Annotated in this window: 13 protein-coding genes; 7 read left to right on the forward strand and 6 right to left on the reverse strand. The window is 35.8% G+C overall.

All coding sequences use genetic code 11. The features are described 5' to 3' along the window. Positions 1 to 73 precede the first annotated feature (73 nt). The 4 genes from EWU23_RS01195 to EWU23_RS01210 are packed head-to-tail and all read left to right on the forward strand — an operon-like array spanning position 74 to position 3683. Positions 74 to 1498: an MBL fold metallo-hydrolase RNA specificity domain-containing protein gene (locus EWU23_RS01195; RefSeq protein WP_166227993.1), complete on the forward strand. Its 1425-nt coding sequence runs from the start codon at positions 74 to 76 to the stop codon at positions 1496 to 1498. A 33-nt stretch (positions 1499 to 1531) separates the two neighbouring features. Continuing rightward, on the forward strand, positions 1532 to 2488 hold the full coding sequence (locus EWU23_RS01200; protein WP_166227995.1) for an acetyl-CoA carboxylase carboxyltransferase subunit alpha: 957 nt from the start codon (positions 1532 to 1534) through the stop codon (positions 2486 to 2488). Positions 2489 to 2493: 5 nt separating this feature from the next. Next, positions 2494 to 3132, forward strand: coding sequence for an HAD family hydrolase (locus EWU23_RS01205; RefSeq protein ID WP_166227997.1), 639 nt, complete (start codon positions 2494 to 2496; stop codon positions 3130 to 3132). Next, entirely contained in the window at positions 3123 to 3683 is a 561-nt protein-coding gene (locus EWU23_RS01210) for a 1-acyl-sn-glycerol-3-phosphate acyltransferase (RefSeq protein ID WP_166227999.1), read from the forward strand. Before EWU23_RS01205 ends, EWU23_RS01210 begins: the two co-directional genes overlap by 10 nt. Here EWU23_RS01210 and lpxB read toward each other — a convergent pair. Next, positions 3671 to 4777, reverse strand: a complete 1107-nt coding sequence (lpxB, locus tag EWU23_RS01215; RefSeq protein WP_166228001.1) for a lipid-A-disaccharide synthase — start codon at positions 4775 to 4777, stop codon at positions 3671 to 3673. The two genes, EWU23_RS01210 and lpxB, sit on opposite strands and share 13 nt — an antisense overlap. Continuing rightward, positions 4778 to 5200 carry a 6-pyruvoyl trahydropterin synthase family protein gene (locus EWU23_RS01220; protein WP_166228003.1) on the reverse strand — a complete coding sequence of 141 codons (423 nt, stop codon included), beginning with the start codon at positions 5198 to 5200 and terminating at the stop codon, positions 4778 to 4780. Positions 5201 to 5332: 132 nt separating this feature from the next. Here EWU23_RS01220 and rfaD point away from each other — a divergent pair, with 132 nt between their 5' ends. Then, positions 5333 to 6298: an ADP-glyceromanno-heptose 6-epimerase gene (gene rfaD, locus EWU23_RS01225; protein ID WP_166228005.1), complete on the forward strand. Its 966-nt coding sequence runs from the start codon at positions 5333 to 5335 to the stop codon at positions 6296 to 6298. Here the strand turns inward: rfaD and EWU23_RS01230 are convergent. The 4 genes from EWU23_RS01230 to EWU23_RS01245 are packed head-to-tail and all read right to left on the reverse strand — an operon-like array spanning position 6279 to position 12071. Beyond that, the gene (locus tag EWU23_RS01230; RefSeq protein ID WP_166228007.1) at positions 6279 to 7265 is read right to left on the reverse strand and encodes a glycosyltransferase; all 987 of its coding nucleotides are present in this window, start codon (positions 7263 to 7265) and stop codon (positions 6279 to 6281) included. The genes rfaD and EWU23_RS01230 overlap by 20 nt on opposite strands. 27 nt (positions 7266 to 7292) lie before the next feature. After that, positions 7293 to 8585, reverse strand: a complete 1293-nt coding sequence (gene hemL, locus EWU23_RS01235; RefSeq protein ID WP_166228009.1) for a glutamate-1-semialdehyde 2,1-aminomutase — start codon at positions 8583 to 8585, stop codon at positions 7293 to 7295. A 2-nt stretch (positions 8586 to 8587) separates the two neighbouring features. Then, on the reverse strand, positions 8588 to 10405 hold the full coding sequence (gene yidC, locus EWU23_RS01240; RefSeq protein ID WP_166228011.1) for a membrane protein insertase YidC: 1818 nt from the start codon (positions 10403 to 10405) through the stop codon (positions 8588 to 8590). A gap of 16 nt (positions 10406 to 10421) precedes the next feature. After that, complete coding sequence (locus EWU23_RS01245; protein ID WP_166228013.1) at positions 10422 to 12071, reverse strand: CTP synthase; 1650 nt, start codon at positions 12069 to 12071, stop codon at positions 10422 to 10424. 101 nt (positions 12072 to 12172) lie between these two features. Between EWU23_RS01245 and EWU23_RS01250 the strand changes: the two genes are divergently transcribed. Both EWU23_RS01250 and EWU23_RS01255 read left to right on the forward strand, forming a co-directional pair. Next, complete coding sequence (locus tag EWU23_RS01250) at positions 12173 to 15496, forward strand: UvrD-helicase domain-containing protein (RefSeq protein ID WP_166228015.1); 3324 nt, start codon at positions 12173 to 12175, stop codon at positions 15494 to 15496. Beyond that, the gene (locus EWU23_RS01255; protein ID WP_166228017.1) at positions 15489 to 16001 is read left to right on the forward strand and encodes a C40 family peptidase; all 513 of its coding nucleotides are present in this window, start codon (positions 15489 to 15491) and stop codon (positions 15999 to 16001) included. The genes EWU23_RS01250 and EWU23_RS01255 overlap by 8 nt, the downstream gene beginning before the upstream one ends. The last annotated feature ends 18 nt before the right edge of the window (positions 16002 to 16019 follow it).

Consider the following 16019-nt stretch of genomic DNA (forward strand, 5'->3'; position numbering starts at 1 on the left):
ATTTCTATTTCACGAAAAAGCTGTATTTTTGTGGTGTATCAGGGGCTCTTTGAGCCCCTATTTATTTGATTTTATGAAGCTACAATTTTTAGGTGCGGCCAAACAAGTGACAGGAAGTATGTACTTGCTAGAATTGGAAGATGGATTTAAGATTTTGATCGACTGTGGTACGGATATGGAGCGGGAGATTGATTTTGATGAACCATATGAGAGCAAAGCGTTTTTTCCATTTGATGCTTCCCTGATCAATTTAGTCATTCTTACCCATGCCCATATTGATCATTCGGGAAATATTCCGATGCTGTATCGAGAAGGTTATGAAGGACAAGTGCTTTGTACGCCTCCAACAGCTGAATTAGCAGAATTGCTTTTAATGGACTCGGCTAATTTGCATTTGAGGAAACTAAAAGCTGCTCAAGGAGAAAGTCGTAAAAAACATAAACAAATGGATCGCCTATTACGTAAAGGTGATTTGTATTTACAAAAAGATGTAGAACATTCCGTAACTCATTTTATTACCATACCTTTTAGTAAGAAATTTAGAGCAACGGAGAATTTAGAAATTACCTTTATTCCAGCGGGTCATTTATTAGGAGCCGCTCATGTTCATTTAGGGATTACTGAAAATGGAGTAAAGAAAACAATAGGTTTTAGTGGTGATGTGGGTAGAAAAAATTACCCATTGCACATAGATCCACAAATGATGCCTCCTTGCGATTATTTGGTTTGTGAAACTACCTATGGAAATCGTATCCATGAGGATAAAGAAAGTACCAAGAAAGCATTAGGTGATATCATTAAAGCGACCTGCATTGATAAACCCGGTAGATTAATCATACCAGCTTTTTCAGTAGGTAGAACTCAGGCTGTTTTGTATACCTTAAATCGCTTAATTGAAGAAGACCATTTTCCTGCTATTCGGGTATTTACCGATAGTCCAATGGGAAGAAGTTCTACTCGAATCTATACTAAATATGCTTCTTATTTAAATCGAGAAGCTAGGGAATTTCAAGCTGAATATGGTGAATTATTCGACTTTGATAATTTGAAGTTTTTACAAACTGAGAAAGAAAGTAGAGCTATTAAAAACTACCATGAACCTTGTATCATTATTTCTTCTTCTGGAATGATATCAGGAGGTAGAGTAGAAACCCACATAGCTGATAATATTTCCAATAGCTATTCTACTATTTTGTTGATCGGTTATGCGGCTGAAGGTACCTTAGGCCGACAGTTATTAGCGGGCACAGACCATATTCAAGTACGTGATCGAGAGTATAAAGTTCATGCCCAAATTCGTAAAATTGATGTCTTTTCAGGACATGCCGATAAAATAGGTTTATTGGATTTTATGAAAGTACAAAGTCCATCGACGCTTAAAAAAGTGTTTCTATCACATGGGGAAGAAGAAAGTATGGTAGAATTCAAAGAAGAGTTAACAAATTTGGGATATCAGGAAGTTATTTTGCCTGAAAAGAATCAAACTTTCATTCTTTAATTGATAATTTTACAGTTGAAATTAACATCTACTATGAGAACATTATTAGAATTTGAAAAGCCAATTGCTGAATTAGAGGATAAGTTGATAGAAATGCGCAAATTAGCAATTGAAAATAATGTCGATGTCACTGCTACTGTACAATCGTTGACAGAAAAAATTCTAGAATTGAAAAAAGAGACATTTTCTAATTTAACTCGTTGGCAACGGGTTCAATTATCCCGACATCCCGATCGCCCATATACCTTTGATTATATTGAAAAAATGTGCGAAGAATTCATCGAGATACACGGTGATCGTTCGGTTGCAGATGATAAAGCCATGGTAGGTGGTTTTGGAAATATAGATGGCGAATATTCAGTGATGTTCATTGGTCAGCAGAAAGGTCGTAATACCAAACAAAGACAATATCGAAATTTTGGTATGCCCAATCCCGAAGGTTATCGCAAAGCCTTGCGTTTGATGAAAATGGCGGAGAAATTCAATAAGCCAATTGTTTGTTTAATAGACACGCCAGGGGCATTTCCAGGCCTAGAGGCAGAGGAGAGGGGACAAGGAGAAGCTATTGCGCGTAATATTCGCGATATGTTTATGTTGAAAGTACCCGTTATTTGTATTATAATAGGCGAAGGAGCTTCCGGTGGTGCATTGGGTATAGCTGTAGGTGATCGTGTCTTAATGATGGAAAATACGTGGTATTCCGTGATTTCCCCAGAATCTTGTTCGTCTATTTTATGGAGATCATGGAACTACAAAGAGCAAGCTGCTGAAGCTTTGAAATTGACAGCAAACGACATGGAGCAAAATGGCTTAATTGATGGTATTATTCCAGAGCCTTTAGGTGGTGCTCACTTAGATCCAGATTCAGCTGCCTCTAAAATGAAAGCTGTCATCAAAGAAGAACTGAAAAAGCTTTGCGCAATGGATACACGTGCAAGAATTGATGCACGTATAGATAAGTACGGTAAAATGGGTGTTTTCGTTGAGTAAGTGTTATGTCATCGACTAAACCCTCACTTCTCTTTGATTTAGGCAATGTCTTGTTGCCCATCGACTTAGATAAAACCTATCAGGCATTTGCTGATTTATCTAGCCGGTATTCAGCTCAGGAAGTGAAGGAGTTGACTCATACTCAGTCGCTCTGGGCTGAATATGAAAGTGGTTTACAAAATGATGATGAGTTCAGAGATTTTCTTCGAATAGCTTTAGCATTGGAATGTAGTGATGCGCAATTCGACCAAGCTTTTTCATCTCTTTTATTAGATTTTCATCCTGGAGTGTATAATTGGTTGGGAAATCTAGCGAAACAATTCCCTATATTTTTGTTGAGTAATACCAGTGCAATTCATGCGCAGCAGTTTACTCAAGTACCATTGGGACCCCAAGGGGAGAGCTTATTTACTTTGTTTGAGAAAACTTATTTTTCTTTTAATCTGGGGATGATTAAACCTGATGAAAATATTTATCATCATGTACTGCAAGATTTATCGTTAAAACCAGAAAATCTTGTTTTTTTTGATGATAATTTTCATAATATTGAAGCAGCAAAACGAGTAGGCATTGATGGAGTGCTCATTAATCCTTCGTGTTCTTTAAAACAAATTGACTCCTATTTACTGCAATTATGCTCATAAAATCTGCATTGTTCGACCTTTTCTTTAAGGGAATGGGTTGGGAAATGAAAGGAAATATTCCACGAAATATTCCTAAAAGCATTGTTATAGTGTGCCCACACGCTACTTGGGTTGACTTTCCTATTGGTTTAGGTGTTCGTTCTATACTCAATATGAAAATCTATTTTTGGGGAAAGCAAGAACTGTTTAAAGGTATATTTGGCTGGATATTTCGCTGGTTAGGGGGCTATCCTGTAGACCGCTCTAAAAATCAAAATTTAGTGAGTGCCATCGTAGATATTTATCAAGCGAATAAATATTTTCATGCGGCATTGGCACCAGAGGGTACACGTAAAGATGTGCAAGAATTAAAAACGGGGTTTTATCATATTGCCGTTCAGGCAAACATCCCCATTATTATGGTGGGTTTTGATTATGTGAATAAATGGGTACATATTAATGATCCATTTTATCCAAGCGGAGATTTTGAAGTTGATAAGAAGGTGATTGCTAACTATTATGCTACTATTCCTGGAGCACAAAAATCTTGGATTAAGAATTACTTAGCTTGAAAAGCTACAGCATACTCAAAAATTAGTTTAGCTGTTTTTTTTGATGCACCCGCAGGGCCAATGATTTGTGCCAATTCATCGTAAAGTTTCATTTGCTTTTGTTTACTAGTTGAGTTATGTTCTAGTAATTGATTGAGCTTAAGCGATATATGTGAAGTCGTAAATTTAGATTGTATCATTTCTGGTACAGCTTCTTTTCCCAAAATAATGTTGACTAAGGAAATGAATTTTATCTTAACCAAAAGTTTGGCTAAAGAATAAAATAGCCAATCTGTTTTATAAACTACGATTTGAGGTATTTTGAATAAGGCCGTTTCTAAGGTTGCAGTTCCTGATGTAACGATTGCCACTTGAGATACTTGTAATAAATTGTAGGTATCATCATATATGACATCCAAATGATAAGCTTCATAAATGGATTTCCATTCCTTAAGACCGGCAACATAAAAATGTAAATCAGGAAATTGATATTTTATTTCTTGAAAAACGGGTAAAGCGGCACTAATTTCTTGCTTTCTACTGCCAGCTAATAAAGATATACAAGGTTGTTTGATGGAATGTTGTTCGGCAAATAGAGGATTGGGTTGAAAGTCATCAATGGAATCTTTCAAAGGGTTTCCCACATAATGAGTGGAAATTCCATGTGCTTCAAATAGTTTTTTTTCAAAAGGGAAAATGACATACAATTGATCAACCCATTTTTTGATCACATCCACTCGGCCTTTATTCCATGCCCATACTTTTGGTGCTATGTAGAATTGCGTATGAAAACCTTGTAATTTGGCTATTCTAGCAGCTTTTAGGTTAAATCCACCATAATCAATGAAGATGATAGTATCTGGTTGAAATTGCTGGATTTGATTTTTGAACTTCTGGAATAGGCCCTTTAATCGTTGGATGTTTTGTAATACACCCAATAAGCCCATAATGGCTAATTCTTTATGATGGATGAGCACTTCTGCACCTGCATGCAGCATATCATCTCCCCCCCAGGCTTGTATTCTAGCAGTTGGATCAAGAATCAATAGCTCCTTAATTAATTTGGAACCGTGTAAATCTCCTGATTTTTCTCCTGCTAGTATAAAATACTTCATTTATATTTCTCCGTAATACTCTACCGAGTTTTTGTTGGTTTCTACCAAATGAATTTTATGTAATTGGGCACTGGAAGAAGCTGATTGAATTTTAGGAGCTAATATTTTCCAAAATTCCATCACCAAGTTTTCACAACTCGCTAATTTACCCGTCATGAAATCCACATCCATATTTAGGTTTTTGTGATCTACTTGATCAATAATTTCCATTTTGATCAGTTTACCTAATTCTTTTAAATCAAAAACAAAACCAGTTTCAGGATCGGGATAGCCTTTGACTGTTACGATTAATTCAAAATTGTGGCCATGCCAATTTTTGTTGGCACATGGACCAAACACTTCTTCATTCTTTGCTTCAGACCAATTGGGATTGTATAGCCGATGTGCGGCATTAAAATGTTCCTTACGGATGACGTAAATCATTGTTTTCAGTTGTTTAAAGTGAGGGCGATCTGGGAAAACATTAGCAGAATCACCATTAATTCTGCAAAGGTATGGAATGCTATTGGGATTCTACGTAAATTTGAAGGCTAAATCTATATAATCTATTTAATTATGATCATTGTTACAGGAGCTGCTGGATTCATCGGTAGTTGTTTAATTCAAAAACTTAATGAATTAAATTTTAACTACATTATCGCAGTAGATGATTTTTCTTTCGAAGAAAAAAACAAAAATTTAATTGGTAAAAAAATCAAAGAAAGGGTAGAGAGAACTCAATTTTTTGCTTGGCTTGATTCCAATTTTAGGGAAGTAGAGTTTATCTTTCACATTGGTGCGCGTACAGATACCACTGAGTTTGATAAAGCAATCTTTGATGATTTAAATGTGAATTATTCCAAAGAAATTTGGAATCGTTGCGTGGAATATCAAATTCCTTTAGTGTATGCTTCCTCAGCCGCTACCTATGGCTTGGGTGAGTTGGGATATGATGATGATGAAAGTAAAATTCCAGGTTTGAAGCCATTAAACCCTTATGGGGATTCCAAAAATGACTTTGATATTTGGGCATTGCAACAAGAGAAAAAACCATTTTTCTGGGCAGGATTAAAGTTTTTTAACGTGTATGGTCCCAATGAATACCATAAAGGCCGTATGGCATCGGTTATTTGGCATGCCTTCCGTCAAATTAATGAAAAGGGTAGCCTAAATCTCTTTCGATCACATCGTCCGGATTATGGTGATGGAGAACAAATGCGTGATTTTATCTATGTTAAGGATTTAATTGATGTTTGCATATTCTTCATGGAACACCGCAAAAATTCCGGTATTTATAATTTGGGAACAGGTATTGCCCGTTCATTCAATGATTTGGGCAAATCCACTTTTGCCGCCATGGGTAAGGAAGCTGTCATTAATTATATTGATACACCAATCGATATACGTGATAAATACCAATATTTCACGGAAGCTAATATGACTAAGTTGCGTCAAATTGGATTTACTCAACCTTTCCACACCTTGGAAGATGGTGTTAAAGATTATGTTCAGAATTATTTGCTTAAGAAGGCTTATTGGTAATTTTCTTCCAAGCCTCTTCTAAAAATCCTTGGCCGTACGCGATTAACTGTATGTTTGCCGCTATCAGGCCAAGGATTGCTATGTGCAGGCTTTTTGTCTGAATAAAGGCATCTACTAAAATGCCTATCCAATATAATAGGACAAAGCCTGCCATATATTTACCTATAGTAGGTAATAGTAAAAGGCTTATTCCTACGAATAGCATTCCGATCAAATAGCAAGCAGGGAAAAAATGAACCCATTTTAATTCCTGGGGGAAAAATCTGGAAATATTGATTCTAGCTCGCCCGAAGAAATGCAATTGCTTATAAAATTGAGAAAAATCAGTTCTTCTTTTATGATAAATATAAGCTTTTGGTAATAAGGCCGACTTGAAACCTAGGGATAAACAACGAATACTAAATTCGATATCTTCACCCATGCGGGTAATTTTAAATCCTTGGGTGGCTTCCCATACCTTTCTGGATATACCCATATTGAAGCTTCTTGGGTGAAATTGTCCACCCACATTCTTTTCTTTACCCCGTATCCCCCCCGTAGTAAATAGACTTGTCATGCTAAAACTAATGGCTTTTTGTATGGGAGTGAAGCTTGGATGATCTTTATCAGGGCCACCAAATAGATCAATTCCTTTTTCTTGGATGCCTTTATCCACTTCTTCCAAATAATTGGCTTCTACTAATGCATCGGAATCCAATATGACAAAGAAATCTCCTTTAGCTCTTTCAAAGGCATAATTTCTAGCAAAGCCCTGTCCTCCGTTTTCCTTATAAAAATATTGAATGGATAGATTTTGGGTATATTTATCCACCATTTCCTTAGAAGAAATTTGGGAACCATCTTCAATGATGACTACTTCAAAATGCTTGTACTGTTGTTGAACTAAACAGTTTAAGAGTTCATCCAATTCGTGTGGACGATTGTAGACTGGAATAATAACACTAAAGAAAGTGTATCCTTCTTTCATATAGCTACAGATCTGATTTAGCTGATATTAGGCCCCAAGTGTTTTTTCCAAGGCTATTCGACTAGCTTTTAAAATATGGTCTAGATGTGACTGATCTAGAGCAGCGGATAAAAACCAAGATTCAAATTGAGAAGGAGGTAAGTAAACTCCTTGGTTCAACATCTCTCTAAAGTATACTCCAAATTTTGCAGTATCCGAGGTTTTGGCATCACTGAAATTTTTCACAGCAATATTGGTGAAAAATAAAGTGAACATAGAACCTATCTGATTAACAAAGCCATCAATCTGTAGATCTTTTAACTGCTGACGTATCCCTTCGGCTAAAAATTCTCCTTTTTGATTTAAAGCTTGGTAAACTTCTGGGTGATTGGTAATTAAATTCAACATGGCTAAACCAGCTGTAGTCGCTAAGGGATTTCCCGAAAGCGTACCTGCTTGATAGACAGGTCCAGCGGGAGCAATCATGTTCATGATTTCGGCTTTTCCACCGTAAGCACCCACAGGTAGGCCGCCACCTATGATTTTCCCCAAGGTTGTTAAATCCGGTTGAATTTGCGTGAGCCCTTGATAACCAGAAGAGGAAAGTCTAAAACCAGTCATGACCTCGTCAAATATCAATAGACTACCATGAGTCTGACATAATTGTTGAATTCCTTCGATGAAACCAGGTTCAGGGATAACTAATCCCATATTACCTACTACAGGTTCTAATATAACAGCTGAAATACTGTTTGGATTAGCCTTAAATAAGAGTTCTAATGAAGCTAAATCATTATAAATAGCCGTTAATGTATCTTTTGCTGTGGAAACAGTTACACCTGGACTATCGGGTGTTCCTAAGGTGGCTACACCAGAACCAGCAGCAATCAAAAAGGAATCGCCATGGCCATGATAACAACCTTCAAATTTAATTATTTTATCCCTATTGGTATAAGCTCTAGCCAAACGAATGGCCGCCATGGTAGCCTCTGTACCTGAATTTACTAAGCGGACCTTCTCTATGGAAGGAATCATGGAAACGATTTTTTCCGCGATTAAAACCTCGTTATACGACGGAGCTCCAAATGAAAATCCATTCGATAAGGCCTCACGGACTGCATTTTCAATACTAGGATGTGCTTGTCCAAAAAGCATAGGTCCCCAAGAGCCTATTAGGTCAATGTATTCTTTACCGTCTACATCCTTTAGGTATGCCCCTTTAGCCGATTGAATGAATAGGGGAGAACCTCCTACTGATTTAAATGCTCTAACAGGGGAATTAACGCCACCAGGAATAACTTCTTGTGCACGTTCAAAATAGGAAGCACTTAATGATCCCATATCTATTTCTTCTTCTTAGTATTGGTATTCTTTTGATCCTTTTGTTGTTCTTCAACCGCTTTCATTTGCGTTTGTAGGTATTGAGAGAAACGCGATTTTTTAGCGCCACCACCAGCAGCTATTTTCTTGCGATTTTCATCCAAAAGACGCTTGATTTTATCTTCATCCACAAATTTGCGAATCGCTAATTGCTGACCAATAGTCACTAAGTTGGAAACGAAATAGTAAAAGCTTAATCCCGCTGGGAATGAGTTCATCACAAACATAAAGATGACTGGCGTCACATAGGCCATCATTTTCATGTTAATAGGTTGTCCAGGCTGATCTGGAGTAATTTGATTGTTATAATAACCGTAAGCCAATTGAGACAAAGTCATCAATAAACAAAACATACTGACATGAGAACCATAAAACGGAATGGTAAATGGTAAATCTAATACGGAGTCAAAAGTCGATAAGTCATTTGCCCACCAAAATGATTCTTGGCGAAGGTTAATCAAGTTTGGAAATAACATAAATACCGCCATTAAGACTGGCATGGTAGCTAAAACTGGAATACAGCCACTCAGTGGATTGACACCCACTTCACCGTATAATTTCATTGTTTCTTGCTGAACTTTTGCAGCATCATCTCCAATTTTCTCTTTAATGGCAGCAATTTCAGGAGCTAAAATTCTTGTTTTAGCCATGGACACATATGACTTATAGGTCAATGGCAATAAGGCTGTTTTGATAATTAAAACCAACAGAACAATTAATAGTCCATAATTAGAAACGATACTTTCTAAGAAATCAAACAAGGGCACGAATATATAGCGCGTAATAGGTAATAAGAAGTCATAACTTAATTTGACATTCTTACCAAAAGAGGGAGCTACATGTTTAATGATGGAATAATCATTAGGTCCAAAGTAAAATTTGAAATTCGATTTTCCTTGAAGCAAATCCTGCGAAGAAGCAACAATGTTGGCATCCAATGTTTTAATGTTCAAAGAATCATTCAAATTTGGAGTACTACTTAGAGCCGCTTTTTGAAATTGAAATCCTTGTGGAACCAAACCAGCAATGAAATACTTCTTTTTAAAGGTGATCCAATCCAATTTAGATGTGATATTTTCCGCTTCGTTAGCTGATGGATTTTCTGATAAATAATCAAATTCCTCATCTTCATGCAACAAATAATTGATAGTAGCTTTTCTTTCTTCAGCTATATCCTTCTCTGTTTGATGGATATTTTCTTTCCAATGAATTTGATATTCAGCTCCTAAATCAGTTCCTAAAGATTTAGCATCAATGGAATAATTTAGTTCAAAACCTTCTTTAGCCAGGCTATATATTTGCTTAATGACCTTTCCACTAGCTAAGGTGCTAACAAACACAATACTTTCTCCTGATGCTTTGGCCTGATAAGTTAAATCGTTCAATTTGACTTTTTTACCAGAAATAGGAAGTTCTATGTCGAATTGATCTTTTTTTGCATCAAATAATTTTAAACCAGCTTTTAATCCTTGGTTGTAATTCTTGTAAGATTCGTAATTCTTTAGAGTTACGGAAACTATTTTTCCTCCGTAATTACTTAATTGAACACGAATATCCTTGTTTTCTAATACAAAGGTCTCCTCTTTAATGGCAGCTACTGCTGTATCTAAAGCTTGAGTTGCAGGGGCTACTTTTGATACTAAAGAATCAACTTTTTTAGTGCTTGATGCGGCCTTTACGCTGGTTTCACTCTTAATCGGTTCTTTGGGAGCAAAGAAGTATTGATATCCCAATAACATGGCTAATATCAATACTATACCGGTAACTGAATTCCTATCCATAAGATATTTCTATATACTATTTTGAATTTTTAATAAAGGGTACAGCATGTTGGTAGGCTGCTTTAACAAAATGAACAAACAGGGGAGAAGGAGCTTCTACTGTCGACTTATATTCTGGGTGAAACTGAACTCCAACAAAAAATGGATGATTGGGTAATTCCACAATTTCCACCAAATTACTATCAGGATTTACTCCTGAAGTAACCATTCCTGCTTGATGATACTGATCTAAATATGTATTATTAAACTCGTAGCGGTGTCTATGACGTTCTTGAATGGATGATTTCCCATAAATTTTATACGCCAGAGTTCCTTTTTCAATTTTACATGGATATGATCCTAAACGCATGGTCCCACCTTTCTCAGAAATTTTCTTTTGATCTTCCATGATATCAATCACAGGATAAGGTGTTTCTGGATTCATTTCAAAAGAGTGAGCATCTTCTAAACCGATGACATTTCGAGCAAATTCAATGACCGCACATTGCATTCCTAAACAAATACCAAGGAATGGTATCTTGTTTTCACGAGCAAATTTCACTGCATTGATTTTACCTTGAATTCCTCTTTCTCCAAATCCTGGAGCTACTAAAATTCCATCAAGACCCGTTAAGGTTTCTTGGGTATTTTCATCATCCATCGTTTCAGATGAAATCCATTTCACATTGACTTTAATTTCATTGGCCACTCCCGCATGAATAAAGGATTCAGCGATGGATTTGTACGAATCTTTTAACTCAACGTACTTGCCTATTAGCCCAATGGAAATTTCGAATTTGGGATTTTTAAGCTTAGACAAAAAGCTTTTCCAATTAACTAAGTTAGAATCCTTGTCGTTGTAAATATCTAACTTATATAAAACTCGACTATCTAAACGCTCTTCCTTCATTAATAAAGGAACATCATAAATAGTTTCGGCATCCATTGCTTCAATGACGTCTTGTTCTGTTACATTACAGAATAAGCCAATCTTGCGCTTCATTTCTTGTGGTAAAGGATGCTCGGTGCGACAAACCAAAATATCAGGTTGAATACCTGATTCTGATAACGTTTTTACCGAGTGCTGGGTAGGTTTAGTTTTTAATTCACCGGCTGAACTCAAATAGGGTATAAGAGTCAAATGGATGAATAATGTATTTTTCTCACCTAAATCCCACTTCAATTGTCGAGCAGCCTCTATAAATGGCAAGGATTCTATGTCACCGACACATCCACCAATCTCTGTGATTACAATATCAAATTTCCCAGTTTCGCCTAATAGCAAAATATTTCTTTTGATTTCGTCGGTAATGTGGGGAACTACCTGAACGGTCTTGCCTAAATAATCGCCTCTTCTTTCCTTGGTAATTACATTATGGTAAATTCTACCTGTAGTAATGTTATTAGCCTGACTTGTGGGCGTATTTAAGAATCGTTCGTAATGGCCTAAATCTAAATCGGTTTCGGCACCATCATTGGTAACATAACATTCCCCATGTTCGTAGGGATTTAATGTTCCTGGATCAATATTAATATATGGATCAAATTTTTGAATGGTACAGCTTAATCCTCTAGCCTGTAAAAGCTTGGCTAAGGAGGATGCTATGATGCCTTTACCTAATGAAGAAGTTACTCCACCCGTAACGAAAATGTACTTTGATTTCTTTGTGGTCCCTTTACCTGACATTGGGAATTTGTTTGTTTGGTTACGGGAAACAAAGATAGCAATAAAAGGCACACCGAATTAATCCTATTTTTATTTTATCTTGCATTCTAAATAGTTTTTTCATGTTAGCCTCCCCTTTACAACTGTTTTCTGCTTCTGCTGGGTCTGGTAAAACCTATACATTAACGCTGGAGTACATCAAGTTGTCCTTACATCAAGTGGAACCAAGGGGATATTTTCGACGTATTTTAGCAGTAACATTTACCATTAAAGCTGCCGAGGAAATGCGGACAAGAATCATCAAAGCATTATCAGGTATATCAGCATATCCAGATTTTGCGGATGTGGCAGAAAAAGAGATTTCAGAGTCAAATCAATTATTGCATCGAATTCAAGAGGATCTAGCGAAGGAGGGCATTGAATTAACCTTAGACGAATTGGCTTTGCGTGCCTACATTACCTTACAACAAATTCTTCAAGATTATGGTCTTTTTTCAGTTATGACCATTGATGCATTTGTTCAAAGGTTGAGCAGTTCCTTTGTAGAAGAACTTCATTTACCAAGTCAATTTGAGGTTATCTTGGATATAAACTCTTTGATGAATGATTTGATGGACCAGCTTTTAGACAAAGTAAATCAATCAGGAGATCCCGTTTTAACTGATTTAATTCTTTCCTTCGCTCGACAAGAAGTCATAGATGGTAGAAATTGGAATCGTATTCGACAAAGTTTAATTGATTTCTTGAAGATTTCTTTTTCAGAAAATTATTATGGAATTAAACAAGAAATGGACGCCTTTTCCATGTCTGATTTTTTACAAATAGAACATCAGATAAATACTAAAATTAAATCAATAGAGGGGCAGGTAGTCACTATCTCTAAGCAAATTCTAGGTTTGGTTGATTCACTACAAATTCAAGAAACTGATTTTACAGGAGGTTTAACGGGACCCATCAATACTTTTAGAAAATTTGTTAATGGTCAAAGCATAGAATCTAATAAATATGTCAAATTGCGCAATGCCATTGATCAGAATAAATGGTATGCTTCAAAAGTAGACCCCGTCAATAAATCCAATATTGAGGCTATTTCAGATCAATTAACTGAATTGGCGAAAGATTTTATTGATTTATATGATGAAGAGCTTTCTCGCTATTTATTATTTAAATTAATAGCGAGAGATTTAAAAAAAATAGCCTTGATATCTTCCATAAATGAGGAATATCAAGTTTATCAACACGAACAATCGAGTATTTCTATTTCTGAATTTGCTAGGAGAATCAATGAGATTATTTCCCAAGATCCTGTGCCTTTTATTTATGAGAAATTAGGAGATCGTTATTTTCATATTCTAATTGATGAATTCCAAGACACATCAGTATTACAGTGGAAAAATTTCATGCCTTTACTCGAAAACACGGTTTCATTAGGAAAACGCAATTTATTGGTAGGGGATGCCAAACAATCCATTTATAAGTTTAGGGGAGGAGAAGTAGGCCTAATTGCTTCATTAACGGCTAAAAATCCACATTTAGTGGGTGATAAAATCAGTCAATCTGAATTCGATCAAGTTCGTTTTGATTATTTGATTAATCAAATTCAATTAAATCAATTAGAAAGTAATTATCGAAGCGCTCCTGAAATAGTGGAGTTTAATAATGCCTTGTTCTCCTGGATTTCTCAAGAACCTACATATCAGAATTTATGTGCCTTTCTAGAGCCTGTTTATGGACATCATATGACCCAAATTTCACAAGTATCGTCAAGAGCTTTGTCGGGCCAAGTAGATGTATTCGTTTTTCAAAAACCAACGATTACACAAGAAAATAAGGATGTAGAATTGACGTGGATGCTACACCAAGTCATTCAATTAATTGAATATAATGCATCTCTTGGATTTAGATTACGTGATATAGCTTTGCTGACTAGGAAAAATAAGGAGGCTAAATTTTTGGCTTTACAACTAAAAGAGCTAGGTTATCCCATTATTTCAGCTGATTCCCTATTGGTTTATTATTCATCATTGGTGTCTTTCATTTTGGCTTTATTAAAAATGAAAGTAGATGCAGAAAAGCCCATATTGTTATTTGAAGCAGCCTATGCATTAGCTGATGTTCATGGCAAATCAATTTCTCTTGATGCTTTGGAATTTTTGCAAATTCAAAGCAAAAAAGCAGACCAACAAAAAGTACTGAATCTGTATATTCATGAATTTTATGGGATTCGTATGAATTCTATTTGGGAAGAAGAAAATTTGGTTGATACAGTTTATAAAACAATTGGATTGTTTGACTTATTTAATCAGGCGGAAGGTTCAGAATATGTATTGAAATTGCTGGATATAATGCAAGATTTTATCTTGAAAAATACCCCTACAATTTCGGATTTTTTGACTTATTTCGATCTCAACAAACATAGTTTCAGCATTTCTTGTCCTGATAATGTTGATGCCATTACCATAACAAGCATTCATAAATCAAAAGGACTTGAATACCCTGTTGTTATTTTACCATTTGCGGCTTGGTCACATCAAGCCAGTGACCGGGATAAAATCTGGTTTAAACTGGACATGTTAGAAGATGAATTCCGAATGGAAGAAAAAGGAGCATTACCCTATTTTTATGGAAGGGCCAATGCCAGCGATCTCGATCTATATCCACCGTTAGCTATTCAAAAACAACAAGAACTAGATGCTATATTTTTAGATGCCTTGAATATGTTGTATGTAGCTAGTACACGTGCGAAACAACATCTACATATTTTACTTTCGGAACCTAATACAGATGCGCATCATAGAACGAAGGCCACTTTTGAACAATCCATTGGTAGATTGTTGCTTGATTATTTACAATCTGTAAAGTCGCATTCAGATGATTTACCCTCTTTTGTCGATGCTGAATTTCAGGAAAATAGTACGTATTATTTACTGAGTAAATCTGACGCATTTATTAGCCAACCAATCACATCGGATCCCGAAAAACATGTTACTTTAGAATTGAATGCTAGAACATCCGTAAAGCCTTTATTACGTGTAAAAACAGCGCAGGCAGATCTTTATACGCTTGCCAAAGAAAAGCGTGAACGTGGCGATATTATACATAAGCAACTGGAGAATTTGAAATCCTATGAGGACCTAAAGGAAGAAGAAGTATTACCTGAAATATTGGAATTGCTTGAAATGGAGGAGATTAAACAGTTTTTTATTCCCGGTGAATTATTCTTATCTGAAGAGGATATTCTATTGCCTGATGGAAATGCCATAAGGCCAGATCGTGTTATTAAGCAAAATGAATCTTTGATAGTTGTTGATTATAAAACGGGTAAAAAAGAAGAAAAACATATAAATCAAGTAAATTCCTACTGTGATGCATTGAGACAAATGGGCTATCCAAAGGTAAAAGGTGCCATTATTTATACGGTGGATAAAGTAGTAAAATATGTATAAAAGAATTGCAAGTATAGTGATTGTTGTTTTTCTTATTTCATCTTGCTCGGTTTGGAAAAAAACGATACGCTTTTTAGGTCTATCTAATGTGCCTATTGAAACTAATTATTCCATACGTGAAGTGGATCAACTTATTCAATCCGGATTGTCTTATCGGGGTATACCATATCGCACAGGAGGAGTAGATCGGAAAGGGATGGATTGTTCGGGTTTATTATTTAGAATTTATACAGATCAACATTTTCAGATTCCCCGACTTTCAAAAGATCAAGCTCAATTTGGTTTACCCATTTCAATTCAAGAAGCTCAGGTGGGAGATTGGATATTTTTTGCCACGAGTCAAACTAAAGTCATCAATCATTCTGGTATTATTTCACAGATTAAATCGGCCAATGAGGTATATTTTCTACATGCTAGTACTTCTAAAGGCGTTCGGGAAGACAATTTATATACCAAATATTGGCTAGGTAGTTTTGTGAAAATTATTCGTCCATTTAAAAATTAATGAAAGCTTGAAGGATAA

The sequence above is a fragment of the Aquirufa beregesia genome (assembly GCF_011090385.1).
In the GTDB taxonomy this organism is placed as follows: domain Bacteria; phylum Bacteroidota; class Bacteroidia; order Cytophagales; family Spirosomataceae; genus Aquirufa; species Aquirufa beregesia.

Coding starts and splice junctions, on each gene's coding strand:
- EWU23_RS01195 (WP_166227993.1), top strand. CDS start 74: ATGAAGCTACAATTTTTAGGTGCGGCCAAACAAGTGACAGGAAGTATG.
- EWU23_RS01200 (WP_166227995.1), top strand. CDS start 1,532: ATGAGAACATTATTAGAATTTGAAAAGCCAATTGCTGAATTAGAGGAT.
- EWU23_RS01205 (WP_166227997.1), top strand. CDS start 2,494: ATGTCATCGACTAAACCCTCACTTCTCTTTGATTTAGGCAATGTCTTG.
- EWU23_RS01210 (WP_166227999.1), top strand. CDS start 3,123: ATGCTCATAAAATCTGCATTGTTCGACCTTTTCTTTAAGGGAATGGGT.
- lpxB (WP_166228001.1), bottom strand. CDS start 4,777: ATGAAGTATTTTATACTAGCAGGAGAAAAATCAGGAGATTTACACGGT.
- EWU23_RS01220 (WP_166228003.1), bottom strand. CDS start 5,200: ATGATTTACGTCATCCGTAAGGAACATTTTAATGCCGCACATCGGCTA.
- rfaD (WP_166228005.1), top strand. CDS start 5,333: ATGATCATTGTTACAGGAGCTGCTGGATTCATCGGTAGTTGTTTAATT.
- EWU23_RS01230 (WP_166228007.1), bottom strand. CDS start 7,265: ATGAAAGAAGGATACACTTTCTTTAGTGTTATTATTCCAGTCTACAAT.
- hemL (WP_166228009.1), bottom strand. CDS start 8,585: ATGGGATCATTAAGTGCTTCCTATTTTGAACGTGCACAAGAAGTTATT.
- yidC (WP_166228011.1), bottom strand. CDS start 10,405: ATGGATAGGAATTCAGTTACCGGTATAGTATTGATATTAGCCATGTTA.
- EWU23_RS01245 (WP_166228013.1), bottom strand. CDS start 12,071: ATGTCAGGTAAAGGGACCACAAAGAAATCAAAGTACATTTTCGTTACG.
- EWU23_RS01250 (WP_166228015.1), top strand. CDS start 12,173: ATGTTAGCCTCCCCTTTACAACTGTTTTCTGCTTCTGCTGGGTCTGGT.
- EWU23_RS01255 (WP_166228017.1), top strand. CDS start 15,489: ATGTATAAAAGAATTGCAAGTATAGTGATTGTTGTTTTTCTTATTTCA.